Source organism: Limnohabitans sp. Hippo3 (assembly GCF_003063665.1).
GTDB lineage: Bacteria > Pseudomonadota > Gammaproteobacteria > Burkholderiales > Burkholderiaceae_C > Limnohabitans_A.
On the sequence record NZ_NESF01000008.1, the window covers coordinates 85,319 to 109,208 of the forward strand.

Genomic DNA, 23,890 nt, shown 5'->3' on the forward strand with positions numbered 1-23,890 from the left:
TTGAGGGGTCAAGCTGCCTCATCCAACAATTGGTTGGCGAGGTTGATGAGTTCGTCGATGTCTTGCGACGGGAATAGCGTTTCTACTCGCCCTACGCGCGAAAGCGGTGGTTCGGCGAGGGCCGCACGGGTGATGCGCCCGTGGCGCAGCACTGCCGCTTTTACGGCCCGCAGGAAGTTGAGTTGGTTGGCACGCAAATAGCCGTGTGCGGCAACGAAAGCGTCGAACACGGCATTGATGCGCTGCTCACGGTTAGGCAGGTGCGCACCCTCGCAAAGTATGTGACGCAGGAAATCGGCCAGCGATGCGGTGGGAGCTTCAAAGGCTTTGCGCAAGGTGTCTTCAGTGACGAACAAATCGGCCTGGTTGAGTGAGTCGCTGATCCGCTCCAGTTCGCCGTCATCCAGATGCTCGCCTTGCTTGAGTTTGGCCAATTCGGGCAGCTGGTCGGCCAGTCGACGCACCAGTGCCTCTACCTGCTCGCGATAGCTTTCGGCAAAGGCACCTTCGCCCGTGGGTCCGTAGATGATCCAGCTCCGCTGGGTAATGCTGTCCGGCAGGTTGATTTCAACCGTGCGGCTGGGTGTGGTGGTGCGATAGCGCATCAAGGGCGCGAACACGGACTGCAATGTGATCAGCCGGGCCGTATCCAAGTGTTGCCAGAAACCGGTGGACTGCACCCAGGCGCGTTGCTCAGCCACCCGCTGCACTTCGGGGATGTTGTCGGCTAGGCTATTCACAGCCTCTTGGATATGCTCGCGCACCTTGATTTGTTCGGTGGCATCACCCTTGAGCCAGGCCACGGTGAGCCGCTCGCACCAGATGCGAAACTGCAACTCATCCAGGCCAGCCAACGGGGCCAAGCGTATCAAAGGGGCGATGGTTTGCGATAGATGCTCAAGGGCGCTTTGGCTGGGCTGAGGCCATTGCTGTACCAGCGCATCGAGCTCATCCCAGTGCGGTCGCACGTTGATGCTGTGGCGAGGCAAGGCGTGCAACATGGCCAGAAGATCGGCGACAGCCGTCTCGGCGTCTTGCTGTTGGGCGTGCAGCAGTTGCCACTTTTCTAACCGCAGGCGGAACAGGCGTACCGGTAGTGGTTCGCTAGGGTGGTCAACTTCGCCTTCGGGTTTAAGCTTGAAATAGGCGAAGTTTTTCCAGTGATCGATGATCAAAAAGTCTTTCTTGATCTCGCCTGTGGTCTTGTCGGTATTTAGCCGTGTGCCGCGCCCGATCATTTGCCAGAATTTGACCTTACTGAATACGGGCTTGGCAAAGACCAAGTTCTGGATGGCAGGAACGTCTACGCCGGTGTCGAGCATGTCCACAGAGATGGCCACACGCGGCATGGTGCGGTACTTGAAGTCGTCCAGCGTGGCATCAGCGCGCTCCATATGACTGTCGATGATTTCGGCCATGCCTTGGCGCTGCAGTTCCGGATACAGGCGATTGAAAGCTTCGTAGAGTCGCTTGGCGTGGGCATGGCTGACGGCGAAGATAATGGACTTGTGCGGCAGGCCGCGCACATCTTTGCGGCTTTTGTCCATGAACTCTTTCACCATGGCATCGTTGGTGCCCTGGTTGATGATGCCTTTTTCGATATCACTGCCATCGAAGTTGAGCTCTTCCAGATCTACGCCTTGATCACGGGCCATCTGCTTCAGCGGCTCGGGCAATGCATCACCTTGAATACCTTGAAGCTGGAAGTTGGTTTGCGCGTCGAGCACCCGGTAGTTCACCAAGTTCTGATCGGCAATGGCCTGCTCGTAACTGTAGTAATAGCTGGGCGCACCGTCGCCGCAATCAAATAGCTCAAATGTGTTGTGGTCGATGTAGTCGGTCGGGGTGGCGGTCAGCCCGAGCTGAATGGCGTCGAAATGATCGAAGATGGCCTTGTAACGCTGGTAGATGGAGCGGTGGCTTTCGTCGGCGACGATCAGATCGTAATAACCCACCGAAAGGCGCGAATACACCTGCATCATGCTCGGGTAGGTGGAAAACTGGATACGTGCTCCAGAAGTTTCGCCGGACTCAATACGTGCCAGGCTTTCGTTCGGCAGATGGCTCTTGAACTCCGACATGGCCTGGCGCACCAATTCCCGTCGGTCTGCCAAGAACAGCACACGCTGCACGCGCTTGGAGCGCAGTAATGTATCGACCAGGGCGATGGTTGTTCGAGTCTTGCCCGTGCCAGTGGCCATGACAAGCAAGAACTTGCGCTTGGCAGCATCCACGCCTTCTGTGACGCGGCGAATGGCTTCATTTTGATAGTCGCGGCCAGCTATGTCCGCGTTGATCGTGACGCCGTTCAGTGGCTGGGCGAACTGTCGCTGGTGATGTAGGCGCTCAAGATCATCCCGGGTGTAAAAGCCAGAGACCTTTCGAGGCGCATAGCGTTCACGATCCCAGAATTGAATTTCTTTGCCGTTGGTGAGGAAGATGAACGGATCACTGTCGAATTTCGTTTTGATTGCTTCTGCGTAATCGGCTGCTTGGCGCTTGCCCGCTAATTCATCGCGGGAAGTACGCTTGGCTTCTACTACCGCAATTGGCTTACCGTCTGAACCAAGTAACACGTAGTCGGCAAACTGTTCGTTGCCATAGGCGCTATCTGGCTCAGAACCCTTTAGCAAGAACTCTTCGACAAGGGTTCGTCGATTTCGCGACCAGCCAGCATGAGCAAGCTGAGAGTCAATGATTTCTGTTCGTGTTTTCGCTTCATTACGATTGGGTGTCATGCAGCACCGCCTCTGTCGGAGGATTCATCCGCACCACCGGCACGCACCCATTCATCCACCTCAGACAGCTGAAATTTCCACAATCTACCGATTTTGTGCGCTGGCAACCCTTTGCGCTCGCGCCAGCGATACACGGTGTCTTTCACAACGCCCAAATGACGCGCAACATCAATGGCGGTGACCCACGGTTCAGCGTTCATGGCATTGGCGTTCAGCTTACGGCCTCTAAGTCGTTTAAAGTCGTCATCAGTCTAACAGAGTGTCAGTTCTGCTACTCGGAGCAATCAGCCAGTAAACCGCTGATTTTGCATAATAAAGTGTTTATCAAGTAAACAAACAAACTCTGCGGGTGTACTCCAATACATTCACCCCAACCGCCGATACCCCCACCCAACCCGCATCCCCGTCGTCACTGCACACAACCCCGCAAACCCATAAGCCAACACCGCAAAGTGTTCAGGCCAGATGCACATGGCGGCGAAGACGGTGATGGTCTCGGTGGCTTCAGTCAGGCCGCCCAAGAAGTAAAAGCTTTTGCCTGGCAACGCGGTGTCCGTCAGGCCACGTTTTTCTGCCAGTGCAGCAAACGCCAAAAAGCTGCTGCCGGTGCCAATGAAGCTGGCCAGCAAGGCTGCGGCGGGCAGTGCGTTGGCGCTGGGGTTGGCCACCGCAAAGGCCAGGGGGATGGCAGCGTAAAACACGAAGTCGAGTGCGATGTCCAAGAAGCCACCCGCGTCGGTGGGTTGGGTCAGGCGGGCCACGCTGCCGTCCAAGCCGTCAAGCAAGCGCGAGGCGAGTAGCAGCGCCAAGCCCCACCACCACCCTTGCACTGCAATGGCCACGGCGGCGGCCATGCCGATGGCAAAGCCCAGCCAGGTCAGCGCATCGGCGCTGACGCCTGCGCGCACCAAGCCGCGTGCGGCGGCGTTCAGCGCGGGGCGCAAGAGGGTTTGGGCGTGGCGGTCAAACATGCGTTGGGCTTTCTTCGGTGGCGCGCAAGTGCACCACGCGCTGCGGGTCGGCCACGTCTTGTTCGTCGTGCGTGACCAGCACCACGGGGATGCGCCGCTCGCGCACATGCGCAAACACCCACGGGCGCAGTTGGGCGCGCAAGGCGGCGTCGAGTTTTGAAAACGGTTCATCGAGCAACAGCGCTTGCGGCTCGGCCAGCAGCGCCCGCATGAGCGCGACGCGGGCGCGTTGCCCGCCCGAAAGCGTGGACGGGTCGCGATTGCACATGCCGCTCAGCTCAGCTTCTTGCAGCGCTTGCTGCACACGCGCTTGGCGCTGTGCAAGCGGCAAAGCGCGGGAAACGGCAAACAGCAGGTTCTCAGCCACCGTCATGTGCGGGAACAGCAAAGCATCCTGAAACACCAAGCCGACACCGCGCAGGTGCGTGGGTAAAGTGGTGAGGTCACGGCCGTTCAGCTGCACGCGGCCCGCAAACTGCAAAGGCTGCAAACCTTCGGACACGCTGGCCAGCGTGCCTGCGATGGCCGCCAGCACCGAGCTTTTGCCGCAACCGCTCGGCCCCATCAGCGTGAGGATCTCGCCTGCGGGCACATGCAGGTACAGGTCTTGCACCAAGGTCTGCGCCGCCGTGCCCAAGCGTTCGATGTCGATCTGGAGTCCCGCGTTCATGTGTTGTCTTTCATCGACCCGATCTTCTCAAATTGGCGCGGCCTGCCCAAGTAAGCGGCCAAAGCAAAGGCCAAGACGGGCAAGAGCATTTGCAAAGCGGCATAAGCGCTCATGAGCGAGCGCTGCGCGCCAGATGCCAGCGTCACGGCCTCGGTGGTCACCGTGGCAAAGCGCCCCGCCCCCACATACAAGGTGGGCAAATACTGCGCCACACTGACCGCAAAACCCACCGCCCAGGCCGAGGCGATGGCGCGTTGGAGCAGCGGCCATTTGATGCGAAGCAACTCGATCCAACGGCAATGGCCCAAGCTGGCCACCACAGCCGATTGGCGCGGATCGACCGCCAAATAGGCAGGCTCCAGCGCCAGCAACACATAGGGCAGCACCATGACCGCATGCGCCATCAACAAGCCGAGCCACTGCCCCTCCAGCCGCCACTGCAGCGCCACGCTATAGAGGCCAACCACCCACAGCACCGAGGGCAACACCAGCGGCAGCAACCACCAAGGTCGCCAAGCCTGTTGCCAGCGGCGCGGTGTCAGTTCCAGCCAGGCTACCGACCAGACCAGGCACACACTGGCCGAGGCCACCGCCAAACCCAAGGTGGTGCCGACCGTGCTGACACTGCCCAGCACTTGCGACCAGGCGTGCGTGGTCCACAACGATGGCCAGACCTGCGGAAAGGGCCAGACGCCCGAAACACTGCCCACAGCCAAGACCCACCACACGGCGAGGTAGGCGGCACCGATGGCAAGCGCCAGCCCGGACATTCGGCCGCGAAGTTGGCCACCGGGGAAATGCAATACCCTGTTTGGCGTTTGCTGCAAAAGCGAGCCCCTGCTCGCAAATCTGCGCACAAGCGCCGCTGCGTGCACCACCACCACAGTCACCCCTGCCAAAATCGCCACGCTCAAGGTGAGCGCACCCGCCGCCGCTGCGCCTTGCGCCTGCATGGCCACATCGGCATCGCCCAGCCATTGCCAGGCGAGCACCGCCAAAGTGGGCGGCGACGCGGGGCCGATGATGAGCGCCATGTCCACCACCGTGAGGCCATAGGCCAGCACCGCCAACAACGGCCAATGCAAACGTGGGGCCAGCTGCGGCCAAACCACTTGGGCAAAGGCTTGACCGGGCGTGCGGCCCAAGGTCTGAGCGAGTGCGAATTCGGCTTGCCAGCGGCGGCGCAAGTCTTCACGTTGAAGTTGCGTGGCGGCCACCCACAGCAAAAACGGTACCTCCTTGAGCCACAGCGCCAAAATCAGACCCAAGCCCCAGGGGTCTTGCGTGGTGGGCCAAGGTGGCGGCGCTTCAAAGCCCGTGAGGCCGGGCGACGCCAGGCGCAAAGCCCAGCCGCTGGGCGAGAGCCACAACACCAGGCCAATGGCCAAGGCCGCGTGCGGCGTGGCAAGCCATGCGGGCAGATGGGTGAGCCACCGGGTCAATTGCTGGCGGATGAAGCCGCTCGCCAATGAGCGCGCCACTGTCCACCACACCAGCACCGTCGAGGCCAGACCGGTCCACAGGGTCATGCACCAAGCACGCAGCGTTTGCGGATCAGTCCACAGAGCTTGCCAGGATGGTGCATCGAACACTTGTGATGCCGCAGCCCACAACGCCCAACCCATGGGCAGGCCAGCAATCAGGGCCAGCAACACGGCCCCCATGAACCTCAAGTCCTGCAGGTCGGAGCTTTAGCTCCGACATTGGCGGTGATCGGACCCCATGTCGGGGCTGAAGCCGCCGACCTAAAAAAACAAGCAGCGGCCATCTCACACGCCATAGCGGCGCACCCACTCTTTTTCGAGCGCGTCCACCCACGAGGCATGGGGCTCGGACAACACAGGTGCCGTCACGGCCACTTGCCCGGGACGCGAGGCCGATTGAAAACGTGCACGCTCTGCCACAGGCAAGCGGGCCACATCCAGCACCGTCGGGTCGCCCCACACGTCGATGTCGGCCTTGCGCGCTTGCGCGGCGGGTGACAGCAAAAAGTTGGCCACCACCTGCGCACCCGCTTTGCTGGGCGCGTTGTACGGGATGGCCACAAAGTGCGTGTTGCCAATCGTGCCCTTGGCGAACTGCCAGCTCTGCACCGAGGCGGGCAGGCGCTTGGCGGCGATCTCATTGGCCGCCTCGTTCGGGTTGAAGGTCAGCGCCATCACGAGCTCGCCATCGGCCATCATCTGGCGCACGGCCGCCGAGTTTTGCGGAAACTGTTTGCCACCGCGCCACAAGAGCGGGTGCAGCGAATCCAGAAAACGCCACAAGGGCGCGGCCTGTGCCTCCAATGTGGCGGGGGTCACGGGCTGGGCCAGCGCTTTCACATCCGGCGCGTGCTCGATCAAGGCCTGCTTGATGAAGGTGGTGCCGTGGAACTCAGGGGGGCTCGGGTAGGTGATGCGCCCAGACTGCTGGCGGGCCAGGGCCAGCAACTCGGCCATGTTTTGCGGTGGTTTAGGCAGGCGCTTGGCGTCAGCAAAAAACGTGAGCTGGGCCATGCCCCAAGGGGCTTCCAAGCCCTCTGTAGGCACCGAAAAATCCACCAGCGTGGTGGGCTTGCCCACCGTGTCGACCCACTGAAAATTGGGCAAGGTTGGGGCAAAAGGCGCTGACAGCAAGCCGCCCTGCTTCATGGCCGCGAAGTTTTCGCCGTTGATCCAGACCAGGTCCACCGTGCCCTCGGTGTCTTTGCGGCCCGCCTGCTTTTCGGCACGCACCCGCTTGACGACATCGGCCGCATCGCTGATCTTGACGTGCTGCAGCTTGACGCCAAAGTCGCGCTGCAATTCGGACGCGGCCCATTGCAAGTAGGCATTGATGCGCTCGCTACCCGCCCAGGCGTTGAAGTACACCGTCTGGCCACGGGCCGCACGCAAGGTGTCGGCCCATGTTGCGTTTTGGGCTTGTAAAGACCAGGGGGCCGTTGTGAGGGCCAACAAAGCGAGCACTTGACGGCGATTGGACGCCAGACGTGTCGGAACAAATGGTTTCATGGTCATGATTCAAAACTCGGCAGCCAAGGGCAAATTGAGCAACAGGTTTTGCGGCTTGAGCTTGAGCAAGCCTTGCTCGTTCATGGCCAAGCCCAAATAAACCGGCTTGCCTTGCACATCGGCACGCATATCCTGCGGGTTGTCAAAACGCAATTTGAACAGGCTGATGAGTTGCTGCTGGCGCTTGGCGTCCAGCTCGATGCCCTGGTACAGGTCGTTGAGCAAAGCGGTGGCCGTCACGTCCAGACCCACATGCCAGCGCCAGGCTGGGTCATCGACTTTTTGCACCGGCTCGATGCTGACGGCCACGCCCAAAAAGTGCTGCACCCAACGAGCCAGCACCACCGACAAGGCCTTGAGCCCAGAGCGGGCGTTGACCATGCTCAAAATCAAACCGTGCGGCAATTCGTTTTGCAGTTCGTGCGTCATGTCGAGCAAGAACGCATAGCGGCCCAGGCCTTCGCGCTGCGCAAAATAGCGCTCGGCGTTGTCCGGGTGCAGCACTTTCACATCGACCGCCTTGAGCGTGGCGCCGCCCTCCATCAAGAGGCGGCCCATCTCGCCAAAGCCAGCTGTGGATTTGAGGCTATCGAGTGTGTCGCTGTCGCCCGACAGCACGCGACCGCCTTCGATGGTGATGCGCTGACGCCGAAACAGCAGCTCGGCCGCACGCCAGACCCAGGCGTCCTGCACATCGGCCAGCACATTGCACACGATGGCCTGCACCACGAGGTCAATGAACAGCAGAGGCAGCTGAATGTTGCCGCTTTGCTGCCAAGCCATGTAGGCCGACTCCAGCGAGCCAGCGGCTTGCACCTCATCGCGAAAGCGCAAGAACAGTTGGTAGTTCTCCCGCGCATCGTCGTCCTTGAAGGCCTGAAGTTGCGCAGGCAACACGGGCATCAAAGGATCATCCAACAGGGCCTGGTGCAAACGCTTTTCGGCTTTGCACGATTCAGGCACCAAGGCCAGTTCGGGGCGCTGCAGCCAAAGCCGCCAGTAGTCCGGCGTGGGGGCCATCCAGCCACGCGCGTTGCGCGTCAGGTGTTGGTGGCCGCAGGCCGTCCAGAAGTTGAGCATGGCGGTCACAGGTTGGGGGCCAACAAACGCTGCAGGTCTTTGACTTCCACACCGCTGCGCTGAGCCAGGTCTTGCACCTGGTCCTCACCCACTTTGCCCACGTTGAAGTACTGCGCCTCGGGGTGCGCGATGTAGAAACCACTCACGCTGGCCGCAGGCGTCATGGCCAGGCTCTCGGTCAGGCCCATGCCGATGTCTTCGCATTGCAGCAGCTCGAACATCGCCTTTTTGGCACTGTGGTCGGGGCAGGCGGGGTAGCCCGGTGCGGGGCGGATGCCTTGGTATTTTTCGGCGATCAAGTCTTCGTTGCTCAGTGTCTCGCCAGCTGCGTAACCCCACAGGTCGGTGCGCACTTTTTTGTGCAGGCATTCGGCCAATGCTTCGGCCAAACGGTCGGCCAGGGACTTGAGCATGATGGCGCTGTAGTCGTCGTGTGCGGCTTCAAAAGCGGCGGCGCGTTTGTCGGCGCCAATGCCTGCGGTGACAGCGAAGACGCCCACATGGTCTGGGGCTGTGCCTTGCGGTGCGACGAAGTCGGCCAGGCAACGGCTGGGGCGCATGACACCGTCGATCATGTGTTTCTCGGTCTGCTGACGCAGGCCGCGCCAAGTCATGGCGACTTGGCTGCGCGAGGCGTCGGTGTAGAGCGCGATGTCGTCGTCGTTCACGCTGTTGGCGGGGTACAGGCCCAGCACCGCGTTGGCCGTGACCCAGCGGCCATCGATGATTTTTTGCAGCATGGCCTGGCCATCGGCATAGACCTTGCGGGCCTGCTCGCCTACCACCTCGTCGTCGAGGATCGCCGGGAAAGGCCCGGCCAAGTCCCAGGTCTGGAAAAACGGACCCCAATCGATGTACTGCGCGATCTCGGCCAGGTCGTAGTTCTTGAACACACGGCGGCCAACGAACTTGGGCGCAGCGGGCACGCCCTGGGCCCAATCGATCGGCGTCTTGTTGGCGCGGGCCTGCGCCAGAGTCCACATCGGGGTTTGTTTTTTGTTGGCGTGCTGCTCGCGCACCTTGGCGTAATCGGTGTTCAAGTCGGCGATGAACTTGGCCGCTTGCTCGGACAGCAAACCCTGCGCCACACCCACGCTGCGCGAGGCATCAGGCACATAGACTACGGGGCCGCTGTAATTGGGTGCGATTTTGACGGCGGTGTGCACGCGGCTGCAAGTGGCGCCACCAATCAAGAGCGGCATCTGTCGTTCGCGGAAGTACGGGTCTTTTTCCATCTCGTCCGCCACGTACTGCATCTCTTCGAGGCTGGGCGTGATGAGGCCCGACAGACCGATGATGTCGGCGTTTTCTTCCTTGGCCTTGGCCAAAATTTCGTGGCAGGGCACCATCACGCCCATGTTGACCACTTCGAAGTTGTTGCACTGCAAGACCACGGTGACGATGTTCTTGCCGATGTCGTGCACATCGCCCTTGACGGTGGCGATCACGATCTTGCCCTTGGCTTTGACGTCCTGGCCTGCGGCTTCTTGGGCCAGCTTTTCAGCCTCGATGTAGGGCAGCAAATGCGCCACGGCTTGCTTCATCACGCGGGCGCTCTTGACCACTTGCGGCAAGAACATCTTGCCTTGGCCGAACAGGTCACCAACCACGTTCATGCCGTCCATCAGCGGGCCTTCGATCACATGCAAGGGCCGTCCGCCCTGCGCCAAGACCTCTTGATAAGCCGCTTCGGTGTCTTCGTTGATGAAATCGGTGATGCCATGCACCAGCGCGTGCGAGAGGCGCTGCGCCACGCTCACAGGCGCATCGGCCGTGCCGCGCCAAGCCAGCTTGGTGCTCTCGTCTTTGGCGGCGCCCTTGGCGCTGTCGGCAATCTCCACCAGGCGTTCGCCCGCGTCAGGGCGGCGGTTCAGCACCACGTCTTCCACCCGCTCGCGCAGCGTAGGCTCCAGGTCGTCGTACACGCCGACCATGCCTGCGTTCACGATGCCCATGTCCATGCCGGCTTTGATCGCGTGGTACAGGAACACGGTGTGGATCGCTTCGCGCACCGGGTCGTTGCCCCGGAAGCTGAAGGACACGTTGGACACACCGCCCGACACCTTGGCGCCCGGCAAGTTCTGCTTGATCCAGCGCGTGGCTTCGATGAAGTCCACCGCGTAGTTGTTGTGCTCTTCGATGCCGGTGGCGATCGCAAAAATGTTGGGGTCGAAGATGATGTCTTCGGGCGGGAAGTCCACCTCATCGACCAGCACGCGGTAAGCGCGTTCGCAAATCTCGATCTTGCGCTCGTAGGTGTCGGCCTGGCCCTTTTCGTCGAAAGCCATCACCACGGCCGCAGCGCCGTAGCGCTTGACCAGCTTGGCCTGACGCTTGAATTCGTCCAAGCCTTCTTTCATGCTGATCGAGTTGACGATGCCCTTGCCCTGGATGCAACGCAGACCCGCTTCGATCACGGTCCATTTGCTCGAATCCACCATCACCGGCACGCGGGCGATGTCGGGCTCCCCCGCCATCAGGTTCAAAAACCGCACCATGGCCGCCTGGCTGTCGAGCATGGCTTCGTCCATGTTCACGTCGATCACCTGCGCGCCGTTTTCAACCTGCTGGCGCGCCACGGCCAGCGCCTCTTCGTACTGGCCGTTCAGGATCATGCGGGCAAAGGCCTTGGAACCGGTCACGTTGGTGCGCTCACCCACGTTGACAAACAGCGAACCGGTGCCGATGGAGACAGGCTCCAGACCGGACAACTTCATGGGGGGAACAGACACGATTTCAGACGCGACAACAGACACAGGCTCACCTTGGGATAACAGGTGAGCGTCGTTGTGCAAGATCATTCAGACATTGAACGGCCCCAAGCCTGACCTGCTGCGCCTGAAAGGCGGCGGGCTGCAACGCTCCTTGGGAAATGCGTGATTTTAACCGCCTCCACAGCCTAGTGACGACCATCCCCATGCCGGGCTGAATGGCCAACTCGGACCGCCCAAGTCCAAGTTGGCCATGCGAAGGCTCAGATCAGTACTGCTTGTAAGGCAAAAATTTGCCCGACAGCACCACGTTCACACGGTCACCCTTAGGGTCGGGCTGGCGCACGATGTCCATGCTGAAGTCGATGGCACTCATGATGCCGTCCCCAAACTCTTCGTGGATCAGCTCCTTGATGGTTGTGCCATACACGCTCACGATTTCGTACCAGCGGTAAATCAGCGGGTCGGTGGGCACCTGGCTGGGCAGTGAACCTTTGTAGGGCACCACTTGCAGCCATTTGATCTCGTCGGCGCTCAGGCCAAAGATCTTGCCAATGACCTTGGCTTGCTTGGCGTCAAAGGTCATTTGGCCGAGGCACCCGGCGGTGACCCATTCTTTGGACAAGCCGACTTTCTCTGCGACGTCGCTCCACTTGATGCCTTTGGCCACTTTGGTGGCGATGATTTTTTCGGTGACTTCTAAACGGTTCATGAAAGACCTCTTGAGGGGGGTTGATGAAAATTTGGGATGAAACAATTCAATGGGCTTTGGCGCGAGACACCAAAAAGTCGACGATGTGGTTGCGCATGTCGTAGTAGCCCGGCAGGTGGTGCAGCTGAGCACGGGTACGTTCGCGCGGCAGCGGGTTGACCACCACTTCGGCCAAGCCACCGGGCACATAGCTGCCACCCGACTCGTTGCCGTTGCTCATGAGCAAGATGCGGTCGGACAGCAAAATGGCTTCGTCCACGTCGTGCGTGATCATGAACACCGTCTGCTGCGTCTGGCGCACGATGGTCATCAGCTCGTCTTGAATCGTGCCGCGTGTGAGCGCATCCAAGGCGCCAAAGGGCTCGTCGAGCAGCAGCATCTTGGGCTGGATGGCAAAGGCCCGTGCAATGCCCACACGCTGCTTCATGCCGCCCGAGAGCTGGCTGGGGTTTTTGTCGATGGCGTGCAACAAGCCGACCATGCCGACGTGCTTTTCCACATGCAGATTGACCTGTGGGGTTTTCCATTCGGGCCACTTGGACTTAACGGCGAAGGCAATGTTTTGCCGCACCGTGAGCCAGGGCATGAGGGCGTGGCTTTGGAACACCACGCCACGCTCCAGGCTGGGGCCTGCGATCTCGCGGCCGTCCATGAAGGCATGGCCTTCAGTGGCCGTGTCCAGACCCGCCAACACGTTGAGAATGGTGGTTTTGCCGCAGCCCGAGTGGCCGATGATGCAGACGAACTCGCCCTTGTCGATGGTAAAGGACACGTCCGAAAACACAGGCTTGTCGCTTTGGTAGGCCTTGCCCAGTTTTTCAATTTTGAGGAAAGCGTTCATGGCTTTGGCCTTGGGTTGGGGTGCAAACATGTTGGTGGGCAAGGGTGCGATCAGCTCGCGGTCACGGGTATCACTCCACATAGGTCACCGCCTTTTGCACCTGGGCAAACGCCAGGTCCAGCAACATGCCGACCACACCGATAACCAGCACCGCAAAGATCACATTGACCAGCGACAGGTTGTTCCACTCGTTCCACACGAAGTAGCCCACGCCCGTGCCGCCCACCAGCATCTCGGCGGCCACGATCACCAGCCAGGCAATGCCCATGCTGATGCGCATGCCAGTGACGATGGTGGGTGCCGCAGCGGGCAAGATCACCAAGAAGGCTTTGCGCAGCGGCTGCACTTCCAGCGTGCTGGCCACGTTGAGCCAGTCACGTTTGACCGCAGCCACACCAAAGGCGGTGTTGATCAGCATGGGCCAAACCGAACAGATGAAGATGACGAAGATGCCACTCACATCCGAGTCTTTCAGCGTGTACAGCGCCAGAGGCATCCAGGCCAGCGGGCTGATGGGCTTGAGCACCTGAATGAAGGGGTCAAACGCCTTGCGCATGAGAGGCGACATGCCGATCATGAAACCCACAGGCAAAGCCACCAGCACAGCCAGGAAGAACCCCAGCGCTACGCGCCCCAGAGAATGCGCCAGCTGGATGCCGATGCCTTTGTCATTGGGGCCTTTGTCATAGAACGGGTCGGCCAAATGGCCCAACATGGCCTTGCCCACTTCTAAAGGCGGTGGAAAGCCTGTGGTTTTGACGGCACCAGGGTCCTTGCCCATCATCTTCTGGTACTCGATTTCTTCGGCCGTCATGCCCGCCTTGACGGCACCCGCCACCGAAGGCGCCGTGGCAGACAGCTGCCACGCCCCCAGAAAGACCAGGAACATGAGCAACGAGACCATGGCCGCGCGCAAATTGAGGTGCGTGGTTTTCATGACGCTCAACCCATCTTGTTGATCGCAAAGCTCTTGAGGTAGTCCTCTGGCTTGGCAGGGTCAAACTCTTTGCCCATGATCTTGTGTTTAGGGTAAGGCGTGGTCGCCGCAAATTCATGACCCAACGCCTTCATGTGCTTGCGCGCATCGGTGATCAGGAAGACTTTTTCAGCGATCTGTTTGTAGTCCACGTTGCCTTTGATGTAGCCCCAACGCTTCATCTGCGTCAGCATCCACACCGCCATGCTCTGCCAGGGCATGGGGTCAAAGTCGGCGCGGTCGGGCACGTTTTGCACCTTGCCCAGACCATCGGCAAACTTGCCCGTGAGCACTTGGCTGATCACCGCCTCGGGCTGGTTCAGGTATTGCGCAGGCGAAATGACCTTGGCAATCAGCTCGCGGTTGCCCGGCTGGCGCGCCATGGCAGCGGCCGTGAGGACAGCGCGGTACAAGGCAGCGAAGGTGTTGGGATTCTTCTGGATGAACTCGGTGCTGGTGCCGAAGGCGCAGCAAGGATGACCATTCCACAAGTCCTTGGTCAGGATGTGGATGAAACCCACTTCGTCGAACACCGCGCGCTGGTTGAACGGATCGGGTCCGAGAAAGCCGTCAATATTGCCCGAGCGCAGGTTAGCCACCATCTCTGGCGGAGGCACCACGCGGATCTGGACATCGGTGTCAGGATTGAGACCGTTTTCGGCCAGGTAGTACCGCAACAAGAAGTTGTGCATCGAGTAATCAAAAGGCACGGCGAACTTGAAACCCTTCCAGTTCTTCGGGTCACGGTTGTTTTTGTGCTTCATGGCCAGGGTAATGGCCTGGCCATTGATGTTCTGGATGGTGGCCACGTTCATGGGCGTGGCGTTGGCACCCAGCCCCATGCTGATGGCCAGCGGCATGGGCGACAGGAAATGTGTGGCGTCGTATTCCTTGTTGATCATCTTGTCGCGGATCAAGGCCCAGCCTGCGGTCTTGGTCACTTCCACGTTGAGGCCTTGCTTTTGGTAGAAGCCCAACGGCTGCGCCATGATGAGTGGCGTGGCGCAGGTGATCGGGATGAAACCGATCTTGAGGTTGGTTTTTTCCAGTGGCCCTTTTTCTTGCGCCATTGCTTGCAGACTGGCCATGGGCAACACGCTGGCAATGGCCGCCATGGCGGTCTTTTTACCCACGGCGCGCAGGAACATGCGGCGCTCTTCATCGTGTGGGAACAGCGACTTGACCAGCGTGGCCTCAATGAATGCCTGGCTGTAAGCCTCAAACTCGGCCGTCTCGGAGCGGGCGCGCAGTTGGACGGCTGCGGCATCGGCGGCCACTTCGGCGTGGTGGTCGGCAGACGAATGGTCACGGCCACAGCTGCACTTGAGCATCAGGGGACGGTCGGCGTTGTACGGATCGAAAAATTCAGACATGGCAACCTCGCTTGTGAAGATGCACAGGTCCATGCAAGCAGTGGGCCAGAATTCGTTGAATGCGTGCCATCGGTGGGGCATGGCTTAATTTCGTGAGGGGCTTGTCGACGTACTGTAGGGCTGGCCCTACAAAAGTTTCGGTGCAACTGTTGACCGGTAGGTCGGCGGCTTCAGCCCCGACATGAACCATGTGGCACCTCAACCACGTCGGAGCTGAAGCTCCGACTTACAGAAAGACGCTGACAACAGCTCTGGCACCGACAGGCCCGCTCAATACGCTGCTCCGAGGCTTTTCGCGTACAAAGCCAGCTCCACATCGTTCTTGGTGCCGGTCTTTTCCAGGATGCGTGCACGGTAAGTGCTCACCGTGTTGGGTGCGAGGCTCAACTGCGCACCAATTTCGCTCACGCTGTGACCTTGCGTCAACAAAAGATAGACCTGGTGCTCGCGGTGCGAGAGCTGTTCGATCCCGCTTTTGGTGCGACCCTGGCTCACCAGGCTGGCCAGCGCCTCAGCTGTGGTGGGCGAGACATGCATGCCGCCTGCGGCCACGCGGCGCAGTGCGGCCATCAAGGCGTCGGTGTCGGTGCTTTTGTTCAGATAACCCGATGCCCCCAGTTGGATGCAGCGCACCGCGTATTGTTTTTCCGGGTAGGTGCTGAGCATGAGCACGGGCAACCCCGGCCAGTCGCGCCGCAAGATTTGCAGTACATCCAGTCCATCCATGCCGGGCATGGCGATGTCGAGCAGGATCACGTCCAGCCCTTGCGGACCTTGCAGAGCCTGTACTGCGTCCAGCACCCCAGGTCCGGTGTCGGCCTCGGCCACCACCTGCAGGCCCGGGTCGTCGGCCAACACCATCTTCAAGCCTTCGCGCACGATCTTGTGGTCGTCGCCCAGCAGCACGCGCACGGGGTTTTTCATGGTGTCTCCGGGTGGTGGGGCATGGGCAAGGACAGGCGCATGCGGGTGCCCCGGCGGGGTTGGCTGTCGATGTCGATCACGCCCCCAAAATGCCGTGCCCGCTCACGCATGCCCATGATGCCGTAGGCCTGCGCCGACTCGAAGACCCGCGCCTCGGCCCCGCAACCGTCGTCTTCCACCGACAGGTGCAACCAGCCCTCGCGCTCCACAATGTCCACATCCAGCGTGCGGGCGCGGGCGTGACGCCCCACGTTGCTGAGCATCTCCTGAAAAATTCGGAACACCGCCATGGCCAGGGGTTCGGGCAAAACGCGTTGCACGTTCACGTCCATGCACCATTTGAGTTCTTGCTCGGCCGACTGCACAAACTCCTGCGCCTGCCACGCCAGAGCGTCCCACAAGCCCTGGTGGTCCAGGATGCTGGGACGCAGGTCGGTGATGATGCGGCCCACATTGACCACCGCGTTCTCGATCAAACGGCTCATGTTCTGACACTTGCCACGCATCTTTTCGCGCATGCTTTGCGCCTCTTCGGCCGCTCGTTGCGCCTGCTCGGACAAGCGCTTGTCCAGCCAACCCACATCCATCTTGAGCGCCACCAGCAAGCTGCCCAGCTCATCGTGTACCTCGCGGGCGATGCGGGTGCGCTCTTCTTCGCGCACCGCCTCGGACCAGGCGGCGAGCTCGCGCAGTTGCTGCAGGGCGGTTTCCAGCGCCTGGGTGCGCTCAGCCACACGTTGCTCCAGCTGGTTCTTGGCCTGGTGCAAGGCGTGCTCGGCCTGCTTGCGTTCGGTGATGTCCACAAAAGTCACCACCGCGCCACGCACCTGGCCTTGGTCAAACACCGGATAGCTCGAGTACTCCACCGGGAAGCTTCTGCCGTCCGCACGCCAGAACACCTCGCTGTCAATGCGACAGGGCTGGCCCTGACGAAACGCGTTGTAGATCGGGCAGTCATCCATCGGGTAATGGGCCCCATCGCCATGTGAATGGTGGGTGAGCACATGCATGTTCTGGCCCAGCACCTGCTCGGGCTCCAGGCCGATCATGCGAGCCCCGGCCGGGTTGATGAAGACGCACAGGCCGTCCAGGTCCACACCAAAAACCCCTTCGCCCGTAGAAGCCAGCATCAGGCCCAAGGGGTCGCGCCAGGCTTCGGTGACGCCCAAAACGCCGTTGATCGTTGGTTGTAAAGGATGACGTGCCAGGTTCATGACCTTGCTATGCAAGCCTTGTGCCATGCGTACGGATGCTTCACCTTATGCGCCATGAGCTTTGTCGCCTGAGGCAACTGCCCTAAACGGCGCTGCACGCGACAATGACGTTTTTTTAGAACCATGTTTTGACTGCTGATTGGATGGCCATGACCCCGGTACCCACTGCGCTGCTGCAAGGCGCTTCGAACTTTCGCGATATTGGTGGCTACCGCAGCGCCGACGGCCGCCGCGTGCGGCGCGGCCAGATTTTTCGATCCGACCATCTGGCGGGATTGACATCCGAAGACCTGGCGCGTCTGGCTTCGCTGGGCATTGGACACAGCCTCGACTTTCGCGGAGCGGCCGAATGCGCTGCCACGCCCTACGACATTCCCGGCGTGCAGCGTGTGGCGCTCACCATCGAGCCCACCGTGATCGCCCGCATGCAGGCTTTGGTAGCGCAGGGCGTGGTGCCCACGGCCGAAGAAACGGTGGAATTGATGCGCGAGACCTACCGCGATTTCGTGAACCGCAACGCGGACACGTATGGACGCTTCATGAAACATTTGCTGGAACAGCCCACACCGCAGGTGTTTCACTGCACAGCGGGCAAAGACCGCACGGGTTTTGCGGCGGCGCTGGTTTTGTCAGCGCTGGGGGTGGACAGGGCGACCATCGAACATGATTATTTGCTGACCAACCAGCTCTACAAACGCGATGCCCGCCTGGAAGGCCAAGGCCACCCGCATGTGATGAAGGTGCTGTGGCAAGTGCAGCCTGAGTTTTTGCATGCGGCGTTTGAGGCGGTGGATGCGCAGCACGGCGGCATGACCGACTATTTACATGGCGCCATTGGCCTGACCCCGCAAGAGCTGGCCGAGTTGCAGCGCATGCTGCTGGAAGATTAAGCTGCTTTTGGGGGCGGATTTTTGTGGGAGCGAGCCCCCGCTCGCGAATGGCCGCAAAGCCACTGAAATCATTCGGCCGCAAGGGCGGCCTCCCACAGGGAAAAACTGACCGCCGGGCGCGGTGAACTTAAGCCGCCTCTTTATAAAAGAACCCGCCATGCACATTGCGCGGAGCCAGAGGTGCCACGGCCTTGCCGATCGCGCCGATGTGGTCGGGCGTGGTGCCGCAGCAGCCGCCCACGATGTTGACCAGGCCTTCGGCGGCAAACTCGTGCAGCAGGCGGCTCGTCACTTCAGGCGTTTCGTCAAAGCCGGTGTCGCTCATGGGGTTGGGCAGGCCAGCGTTGGGGTAGCAGCTGATGAAGGTGTCACCCGCGACCTTGTTGAGTTCTTGGATGTAGGGGCGCATCAGCGTGGCCCCCAGCGCGCAGTTGAGGCCAATGGCCAACGGGTGCGCGTGGCGCACGCTATGCCAGAACGCGGTCACGGTCTGGCCACTCAAAATGCGGCCCGACGCGTCGGTCACGGTGCCGCTGATGATGAGGGGCAGGCGTTCGCCACTGGCTTCAAAAAACTCTTCAATCGCAAACAGCGCCGCCTTGGCATTGAGGGTGTCAAAAATCGTCTCGACCAAGAGCACATCGGAGCCGCCTTCGACCAAGGCCTCGACCTGCTCGTAATACGCCGCACGCAGCTCTTCAAAGGTCACGTTACGGGCACCCGCGTCGTTCACGTCGGGGCTGATGCTGGCGGTCTTGGGCGTGGGGCCCAAGGCACCAACCACAAAACGCGGCTTATCGGGCGTGGAAAACTTGTCGCAGGCGGCGCGGGCCAGTTTGGCCGATTGCAGGTTCATCTCGCGGGCCAGGTGCTGCATGTCGTAGTCGGCCTGGGCTATTGTTGTCGCGCCAAATGTATTGGTCTCGATCAGGTCAGCGCCCGCAGCCAGATACCCTTCGTGAATGTCGCGGATCACGTCGGGACGGGTCAGACTCAGCAGCTCGTTGTTGCCCTTGACGTCTTTGGGGAAGTCCTTGAAACGCTCACCCCGGTAATCGGCCTCGGTCAGCTTGAAGCGCTGGATCATGGTGCCCATGGCGCCATCCAGGATGGCGATGCGGGTTTTCAGGATCTCGGGCAGCGCCTGGGCGCGGGTGTAGGTGAGGGGTTTCATGTGGTGTATTGTAAAAAGAACGCACACACGTATTTTTGTAGGTCGGAAGCTTCAAGCGATGGTCAAGCTTTTTGGTAACGCGCAAAACCCGAAGCCCTGAGCTGACACGCAGGGCACTGCCCACAGCCATAGCCCCAGTCGTGGCGCTGCGTGCGCTCGCCCAGGTAGCAGGTGTGGCTGTGCTCCACGATCAAGTCCACCAAGGCCTGACCGCCGCCTTGGGGCACAGCTTTTTGGCCCAGCTCGTGCGCCAGCTGCCAGGTCTGGGCCTTGTCGATCCACATGAGCGGGGTTTCGATCAGCAGCTTGCGGTCCATGCCCAACGACAGGGCCACCTGCATGGCCTTCATGGTGTCGTCGCGGCAGTCGGGGTAGCCCGAGAAATCGGTCTCGCACACGCCCGTGACGATGACCTGCAAGCCCCGGCGGTAGGCTAAGGCGGCGGCGAGCGTGAGGAACAGCAGGTTGCGCCCGGGCACAAAGGTGTTGGGCAGGCCCGAGCTTTCCATCTCGATGGCGGTGTCGCGGGTCAGCGATGTTTCGCTGATCTGGCCCAGGATGCCTGCGTCCAGCAAGTGGTCTTCGCCCATCTTGGGGGCCCATTGCGGAAATTTCGCCTTGATGGCGGCCAGCACGTTCAGGCGGGCTTCCAGCTCGACTTTGTGGCGCTGGCCGTAGTCAAAGGCGAGGGTTTCAACGCGTTCGTATTTGGACAGCGCATGGACCAGGCAGGTGGTGGAGTCCTGACCACCAGAAAACAGGACGAGGGCGGAGGTGTGCATGGGCTGGGATGGTAACGCTATGTACTAGGAGGGAGCTGTCAAAGTCTGGGCGCAGCGGACTCCTCATGAGGCGGGGGTACGCCAAAATCGTCGCCCGCCGCGCCCAGACTCTGACAGCATGGGATGGATGACGTTAGCGAGATGAAAAGAACGCGCAGCCCATGGTCTTGTGTGGGTGGGAGGGGGCGAGCACGGTGTGACGAATTAAGTATCACCCCGGAAAGATTTGAATTTGTCACCCCCGACTTGATCGGGGGTCCAGGGCTTCGTTGGCCATGGATACCCGCGTTCGCGGGCATGACAGGGTCTCCGCTCATCCCCGAAAATACCGCTTCACGATAGGGGACAATCAAGCCTTCAAAAAGCTGTCCAATCCCACGTGTCCCCCCACCTCCCCATCCTGCGCGAAGTATTTGGCTACGACGCCTTTCGCGGCCCGCAGCAAGCCATCATCGACCATGTGGCCGCCGGGGGTGATGCGCTGGTGCTCATGCCCACGGGCGGGGGCAAATCGCTGTGTTACCAAATTCCGGCCATTGCGCGCCAGCGTGCGGGCCACGGCATCACGGTGGTGGTGTCGCCGCTGATTGCACTGATGCACGACCAGGTGGGTGCCCTGCACGAAGCGGGGGTGAATGCCGCCTTCCTCAACTCCACCCTGACGAGCGAAGAGGCCAGCGACATCGAGCGGCGCTTGCTGCGTGGCGAAATCACGCTGCTGTATGCCGCGCCCGAGCGCGTGACCAATGGCCGCTTTCTGGCGCAGATGGATTCACTACTCGAACGTGGACTGCTGAGCCTATTCGCCATTGACGAAGCACATTGCGTGAGCCAGTGGGGCCATGACTTCCGGCCTGAATACCGGGGCCTCACAGTCTTGCACGAGCGCTACCCCAGTGTGCCGCGTGTAGCGCTCACCGCCACGGCCGATGCGCTCACCCGTGCCGACATCGTCGAGCGGCTGCAGCTGGAAAGCGCCAAGTTGTTCATCAGCAGCTTTGACCGGCCCAACATCCGCTACACCATCGTCGAGAAAAAAGACGCCAGCACCCAGCTGCTGCGCTTCATCGAGCGCGAGCACCCTGAAGAAGCGGGCGTGGTCTATTGCCAGTCGCGCAAGCGGGTCGAAGAGGTCGCGGCCATGCTGTGCGAAGCGGGCATCCGTGCCCTGCCCTACCACGCGGGGCTGGACGCGGCCGTGCGCCAGCGCCACCAGAACGAATTTCTGCGCGAAGAGGGCGTGGTGATGGTCGCCACCGTGGCGTTTGGCATGGGCATCGACAAGCCCGATGTGCGCTTTGTGGCGCACCTGGACATGCCCAAGAACATCGAAGGCTACTACCAGGAGACAGGCCGCGCCGGACGCGACGGCCTGGCGTCTGACGCGTGGATGGCCTACGGTCTTCAGGACGTGGTCAACCAGCGCCGCATGATCGACGAAAGCCCGGCGGGCGAAGAGTTCAAGCAGGTCATGCGCGGCAAGCTCGACGCGCTGCTGGCCTTGGCCGAAGCGACCGATTGCCGCCGCGTGCGGCTTTTGAGCTACTTTGGCGAGAGCTACGCCAGCCAGAAGGACAGCGCGCAAGGCGTTTACATGCCCTTTTGTGGTAACTGCGACAACTGCCTGAACCCACCTGAAGTCTGGGACGGCACCGATGCCGCACGCAAGCTGCTGTCCACCGTGTACCGCACGCAGCAAAGCAGTGGCCACAGCTTTGGGGCCAGCCACACCATGGACATCGTGCGGGGCAAAAAAACCGAGAAGGTGGTGCAGCGTGGCCACGAAGGCATCAGCACCTTTGGCCTGGGCGCTGAATACAGCGAGCAGCAGTTGCGCGCCGTGATGCGCCAGCTGATCGCGATAGGCGCTTTGCATGTGCACACCGAAGACGGTTTCAGCACCCTGCACCTGACCGAAGCGTCACGCGCCGTGCTCAAAGGCGAGGTGCCCGTGCAGCTGCGCGAGAGCACCAGCCAGCGCAGCGACAAAAAAAGCCGCACCCGCAGCGGCCCGGCACCCGCAGCCGCCAACCTGGGGCAAGACGCGATGGTGCGCTACATCAACCTCAAGGCCTGGCGGGCCGAGGTGGCCAAGGAGCACAACCTGCCCGCCTACGTCATCTTTCATGACGCCACGCTGGCCGCGATTGCCGAAGCAGCCCCGCACAGCCTGGCCGACCTGCAGGGCATCAGTGGCCTGGGCGTCAAAAAGCTCGAAGCCTATGGCGAGCAGGTGCTCAAGGTGTGCAACGGCACCTGACGCCCCGTAGGAGCCGCGCCCTCGCGGCGATGCTGATGCTGTCACGCTGCCGCGTGGTAGCGCCACTCCTGCGTGCGCCCACCGTAGCCATACGCCGTGGCACGGACATCCTCCACATGCACATAACTTTCTGAATGCAATGGTCCCAGCAGCGATTTGAATAAATCAAAAACCGCTGCAATGTACTGCGCCTTTTCTGCTTTGGTGTTCGTCTCGTCGGTGATCTTGATGCCCAGGTAAAAGCTGTGCAGGCCTTGCGCAGCCAGTGTTTGACCGCCAACAACCCAGTCTTGCGGGTCCACACAGGTGAGCACTGTTGAAATCAGCTCGGCTTTTTTATGCAACAAGCTGACGGTCAAATCAGACACGCCCCTGGCGATGCTTTGTGTCAGTGTTGCTGATCGCTGCGCGCTGATCTGAATCTGGATGATGGGCATAGGATTTCCTTTGGAAAAGTGAGAAGAAAAACAGCATGCGCGACCACAAGGCCTCCAGCCAGGCATCCATGGCTTGGCGATGCAAGCGACGGGCTTGTGCGCGCGCCAGGCCATGAAGCCTTGCCCTTTCTGCATGGGTAAGAGAAGTGTTCATGCCAGCCCCTGTGTGAAATGACGATGCTTTGCACTTTATTGGTTTACAAGCCTATTGAAAACAGGCTAAATTGCAAATTCGTATTTCACTTTTTGCAAAACAACCTCATGGAATTGGACGATTTACGGATTTTTGTGCGGGTGACCGAGTTGGGCACCTTGTCAGCCGTAGCACGCGAACGCCATGCACCCGTCAGCCAGATCACCCGCGCCATGGCACGCCTGGAGTCGGCCTTGCAAGTGCGACTTTTGCACCGCAGCACACACGGCTTGAGTCTGACCGACGAAGGTGATATTTGCCTAGCGCAAGCACGCGGCATGCTCGACAGTGCCGATACGCTGGACAGTGAACTGGGCCGCCACCGCCAAGGGGTTCACGGTTGGGTGCGTGTGGGCGTCAGCGCTTTGATGGCGCAGTGTGTGGTCATCCCCCATTTGCCCGCGCTCTATGCACAACATCCAGGCCTGCACCTCGACATTCGGGCCGATGACCGTATGGTGGACATGGCGCGCGACGGCATTGACATCGCCATTCGCTCAGGACAGGTCGGCAACGATGGCTTGGTGGCCCGAAAGATCGGGTTGGCCAGTCGCTCGCTGTATGCCGCGCCCAGCTACTTGGCTCAGCATGGCTCGCCACAGCAGCCCGATGATTTGGTCAACCACCACCTGATTGGTCTCAGCCATGTGCCCGCCATGAACCGCTGGCAGCGACTGGACACCCCCCAATCCTTGCATGTCCAAGGTGACAGTCGCGTGGACCACACTGGTTTGTTGCTGAGTATGGTGCAACACGGTGTGGGCATTTCACGTTTATTGGATGTAGCCGCTCGTCCTTTAGTCGCCAGTGGTCAGCTGGCGCCAGTGTTGCAAGGATGCTTCGAGCAAGACGCTATTGCCATTTACGCTGTGATGCTGCCTGAGCGGCACCGCCTGCCCAAAATTCGAGCTTGCGTGGACCACTGGGCAGCAGTACTGCAGGGGTCTTGAG

Annotated in this window: 20 protein-coding genes and 1 riboswitch; of the genes, 3 read left to right on the forward strand and 17 right to left on the reverse strand. The window is 60.7% G+C overall.

Features of this window, described 5'->3' with window-relative positions:
- Window positions 1–8 precede the first annotated feature (8 nt).
- The 14 genes from B9Z34_RS10090 to B9Z34_RS10155 form a co-directional block, all read right to left on the reverse strand.
- Window positions 9–2,738, reverse strand: a complete 2,730-nt coding sequence (locus tag B9Z34_RS10090; protein WP_108427987.1) for a DEAD/DEAH box helicase family protein — start codon at window positions 2,736–2,738, stop codon at window positions 9–11.
- A complete protein-coding gene (locus B9Z34_RS10095; RefSeq protein ID WP_108427988.1) occupies window positions 2,735–2,938 on the reverse strand; it encodes a helix-turn-helix domain-containing protein in 204 nt (67 codons plus the stop codon). The genes B9Z34_RS10090 and B9Z34_RS10095 overlap by 4 nt, the downstream gene beginning before the upstream one ends.
- Before the next feature lie 165 nt (window positions 2,939–3,103).
- On the reverse strand, window positions 3,104–3,709 hold the full coding sequence (locus B9Z34_RS10100) for a CDP-alcohol phosphatidyltransferase family protein (RefSeq protein ID WP_108427989.1): 606 nt from the start codon (window positions 3,707–3,709) through the stop codon (window positions 3,104–3,106).
- A complete protein-coding gene (locus B9Z34_RS10105) occupies window positions 3,702–4,379 on the reverse strand; it encodes an ATP-binding cassette domain-containing protein (protein WP_108427990.1) in 678 nt (225 codons plus the stop codon). The genes B9Z34_RS10100 and B9Z34_RS10105 overlap by 8 nt, the downstream gene beginning before the upstream one ends.
- A complete protein-coding gene (locus tag B9Z34_RS10110; protein WP_108427991.1) occupies window positions 4,376–6,043 on the reverse strand; it encodes an ABC transporter permease in 1,668 nt (555 codons plus the stop codon). Before B9Z34_RS10110 ends, B9Z34_RS10105 begins: the two co-directional genes overlap by 4 nt.
- A gap of 105 nt (window positions 6,044–6,148) precedes the next feature.
- Window positions 6,149–7,372, reverse strand: coding sequence for an ABC transporter substrate-binding protein (locus B9Z34_RS10115; RefSeq protein WP_199220105.1), 1,224 nt, complete (start codon window positions 7,370–7,372; stop codon window positions 6,149–6,151).
- Between the two features lie 9 nt (window positions 7,373–7,381).
- On the reverse strand, window positions 7,382–8,452 hold the full coding sequence (locus tag B9Z34_RS10120) for a DUF6352 family protein (protein WP_108428036.1): 1,071 nt from the start codon (window positions 8,450–8,452) through the stop codon (window positions 7,382–7,384).
- 5 nt (window positions 8,453–8,457) lie between these two features.
- On the reverse strand, window positions 8,458–11,169 hold the full coding sequence (gene metH, locus B9Z34_RS10125) for a methionine synthase (protein ID WP_108427993.1): 2,712 nt from the start codon (window positions 11,167–11,169) through the stop codon (window positions 8,458–8,460).
- A 55-nt stretch (window positions 11,170–11,224) separates the two neighbouring features.
- Window positions 11,225–11,325, reverse strand: a riboswitch (S-adenosyl-L-homocysteine riboswitch).
- A gap of 106 nt (window positions 11,326–11,431) precedes the next feature.
- Window positions 11,432–11,875, reverse strand: a complete 444-nt coding sequence (gene cynS / locus B9Z34_RS10130) for a cyanase (protein ID WP_108427994.1) — start codon at window positions 11,873–11,875, stop codon at window positions 11,432–11,434.
- Between the two features lie 46 nt (window positions 11,876–11,921).
- Window positions 11,922–12,797: an ABC transporter ATP-binding protein gene (locus tag B9Z34_RS10135; protein WP_108427995.1), complete on the reverse strand. Its 876-nt coding sequence runs from the start codon at window positions 12,795–12,797 to the stop codon at window positions 11,922–11,924.
- Complete coding sequence (ntrB, locus tag B9Z34_RS10140) at window positions 12,787–13,653, reverse strand: nitrate ABC transporter permease (RefSeq protein ID WP_108427996.1); 867 nt, start codon at window positions 13,651–13,653, stop codon at window positions 12,787–12,789. Before ntrB ends, B9Z34_RS10135 begins: the two co-directional genes overlap by 11 nt.
- A 5-nt stretch (window positions 13,654–13,658) precedes the next feature.
- Entirely contained in the window at window positions 13,659–15,065 is a 1,407-nt protein-coding gene (locus B9Z34_RS10145) for a CmpA/NrtA family ABC transporter substrate-binding protein (RefSeq protein ID WP_108428037.1), read from the reverse strand.
- A 270-nt stretch (window positions 15,066–15,335) separates the two neighbouring features.
- Entirely contained in the window at window positions 15,336–15,989 is a 654-nt protein-coding gene (locus tag B9Z34_RS10150; RefSeq protein ID WP_108427997.1) for a response regulator transcription factor, read from the reverse strand.
- Window positions 15,986–17,230 (reverse strand): PAS domain-containing sensor histidine kinase, encoded by a 1,245-nt coding sequence (locus B9Z34_RS10155; RefSeq protein ID WP_108427998.1) that lies wholly within the window; start codon window positions 17,228–17,230, stop codon window positions 15,986–15,988. The genes B9Z34_RS10150 and B9Z34_RS10155 overlap by 4 nt, the downstream gene beginning before the upstream one ends.
- Before the next feature lie 116 nt (window positions 17,231–17,346).
- Between B9Z34_RS10155 and B9Z34_RS10160 the strand changes: the two genes are divergently transcribed.
- Window positions 17,347–18,093, forward strand: coding sequence for a tyrosine-protein phosphatase (locus tag B9Z34_RS10160; RefSeq protein ID WP_108427999.1), 747 nt, complete (start codon window positions 17,347–17,349; stop codon window positions 18,091–18,093).
- Window positions 18,094–18,220: 127 nt separating this feature from the next.
- Here the strand turns inward: B9Z34_RS10160 and B9Z34_RS10165 are convergent, their stop codons facing one another.
- Window positions 18,221–19,267: a homocysteine S-methyltransferase family protein gene (locus B9Z34_RS10165; protein ID WP_108428000.1), complete on the reverse strand. Its 1,047-nt coding sequence runs from the start codon at window positions 19,265–19,267 to the stop codon at window positions 18,221–18,223.
- Window positions 19,268–19,329: 62 nt separating this feature from the next.
- On the reverse strand, window positions 19,330–20,049 hold the full coding sequence (gene queC, locus B9Z34_RS10170; RefSeq protein ID WP_108428001.1) for a 7-cyano-7-deazaguanine synthase QueC: 720 nt from the start codon (window positions 20,047–20,049) through the stop codon (window positions 19,330–19,332).
- 379 nt (window positions 20,050–20,428) lie between these two features.
- On the opposite strand from queC, the gene recQ reads away from it, so the two are divergent.
- Window positions 20,429–22,309, forward strand: a complete 1,881-nt coding sequence (gene recQ / locus B9Z34_RS10175; protein ID WP_108428002.1) for a DNA helicase RecQ — start codon at window positions 20,429–20,431, stop codon at window positions 22,307–22,309.
- A 41-nt stretch (window positions 22,310–22,350) separates the two neighbouring features.
- Here the strand turns inward: recQ and B9Z34_RS10180 are convergent, their stop codons facing one another.
- Window positions 22,351–22,746 carry a 4-oxalocrotonate tautomerase family protein gene (locus B9Z34_RS10180; protein ID WP_108428003.1) on the reverse strand — a complete coding sequence of 132 codons (396 nt, stop codon included), beginning with the start codon at window positions 22,744–22,746 and terminating at the stop codon, window positions 22,351–22,353.
- A 261-nt stretch (window positions 22,747–23,007) separates the two neighbouring features.
- Here B9Z34_RS10180 and B9Z34_RS10185 point away from each other — a divergent pair, with 261 nt between their 5' ends.
- Window positions 23,008–23,889 carry a LysR family transcriptional regulator gene (locus B9Z34_RS10185; RefSeq protein ID WP_158268715.1) on the forward strand — a complete coding sequence of 294 codons (882 nt, stop codon included), beginning with the start codon at window positions 23,008–23,010 and terminating at the stop codon, window positions 23,887–23,889.
- The last annotated feature ends 1 nt before the right edge of the window (window position 23,890 follow it).

Excerpts from the sequence above, each read along its gene's own strand:
- cynS (WP_108427994.1), bottom strand. The coding sequence starts at position 11,875 with ATGAACCGTTTAGAAGTCACCGAAAAAATCATCGCCACCAAAGTGGCC.
- B9Z34_RS10145 (WP_108428037.1), bottom strand. The coding sequence starts at position 15,065 with ATGTCTGAATTTTTCGATCCGTACAACGCCGACCGTCCCCTGATGCTC.
- B9Z34_RS10155 (WP_108427998.1), bottom strand. The coding sequence starts at position 17,230 with ATGGCACAAGGCTTGCATAGCAAGGTCATGAACCTGGCACGTCATCCT.
- B9Z34_RS10150 (WP_108427997.1), bottom strand. The coding sequence starts at position 15,989 with ATGAAAAACCCCGTGCGCGTGCTGCTGGGCGACGACCACAAGATCGTG.
- queC (WP_108428001.1), bottom strand. The coding sequence starts at position 20,049 with ATGCACACCTCCGCCCTCGTCCTGTTTTCTGGTGGTCAGGACTCCACC.
- B9Z34_RS10115 (WP_199220105.1), bottom strand. The coding sequence starts at position 7,372 with ATGAAACCATTTGTTCCGACACGTCTGGCGTCCAATCGCCGTCAAGTG.
- B9Z34_RS10095 (WP_108427988.1), bottom strand. The coding sequence starts at position 2,938 with ATGAACGCTGAACCGTGGGTCACCGCCATTGATGTTGCGCGTCATTTG.
- B9Z34_RS10090 (WP_108427987.1), bottom strand. The coding sequence starts at position 2,738 with ATGACACCCAATCGTAATGAAGCGAAAACACGAACAGAAATCATTGAC.
- B9Z34_RS10100 (WP_108427989.1), bottom strand. The coding sequence starts at position 3,709 with ATGTTTGACCGCCACGCCCAAACCCTCTTGCGCCCCGCGCTGAACGCC.
- metH (WP_108427993.1), bottom strand. The coding sequence starts at position 11,169 with ATGAAGTTGTCCGGTCTGGAGCCTGTCTCCATCGGCACCGGTTCGCTG.
- B9Z34_RS10180 (WP_108428003.1), bottom strand. The coding sequence starts at position 22,746 with ATGCCCATCATCCAGATTCAGATCAGCGCGCAGCGATCAGCAACACTG.
- B9Z34_RS10135 (WP_108427995.1), bottom strand. The coding sequence starts at position 12,797 with ATGTGGAGTGATACCCGTGACCGCGAGCTGATCGCACCCTTGCCCACC.
- B9Z34_RS10110 (WP_108427991.1), bottom strand. The coding sequence starts at position 6,043 with ATGGGGGCCGTGTTGCTGGCCCTGATTGCTGGCCTGCCCATGGGTTGG.
- B9Z34_RS10165 (WP_108428000.1), bottom strand. The coding sequence starts at position 19,267 with ATGAAACCCCTCACCTACACCCGCGCCCAGGCGCTGCCCGAGATCCTG.
- ntrB (WP_108427996.1), bottom strand. The coding sequence starts at position 13,653 with ATGAAAACCACGCACCTCAATTTGCGCGCGGCCATGGTCTCGTTGCTC.
- B9Z34_RS10185 (WP_158268715.1), top strand. The coding sequence starts at position 23,008 with ATGGAATTGGACGATTTACGGATTTTTGTGCGGGTGACCGAGTTGGGC.
- B9Z34_RS10105 (WP_108427990.1), bottom strand. The coding sequence starts at position 4,379 with ATGAACGCGGGACTCCAGATCGACATCGAACGCTTGGGCACGGCGGCG.
- B9Z34_RS10160 (WP_108427999.1), top strand. The coding sequence starts at position 17,347 with ATGGCCATGACCCCGGTACCCACTGCGCTGCTGCAAGGCGCTTCGAAC.
- B9Z34_RS10120 (WP_108428036.1), bottom strand. The coding sequence starts at position 8,452 with ATGCTCAACTTCTGGACGGCCTGCGGCCACCAACACCTGACGCGCAAC.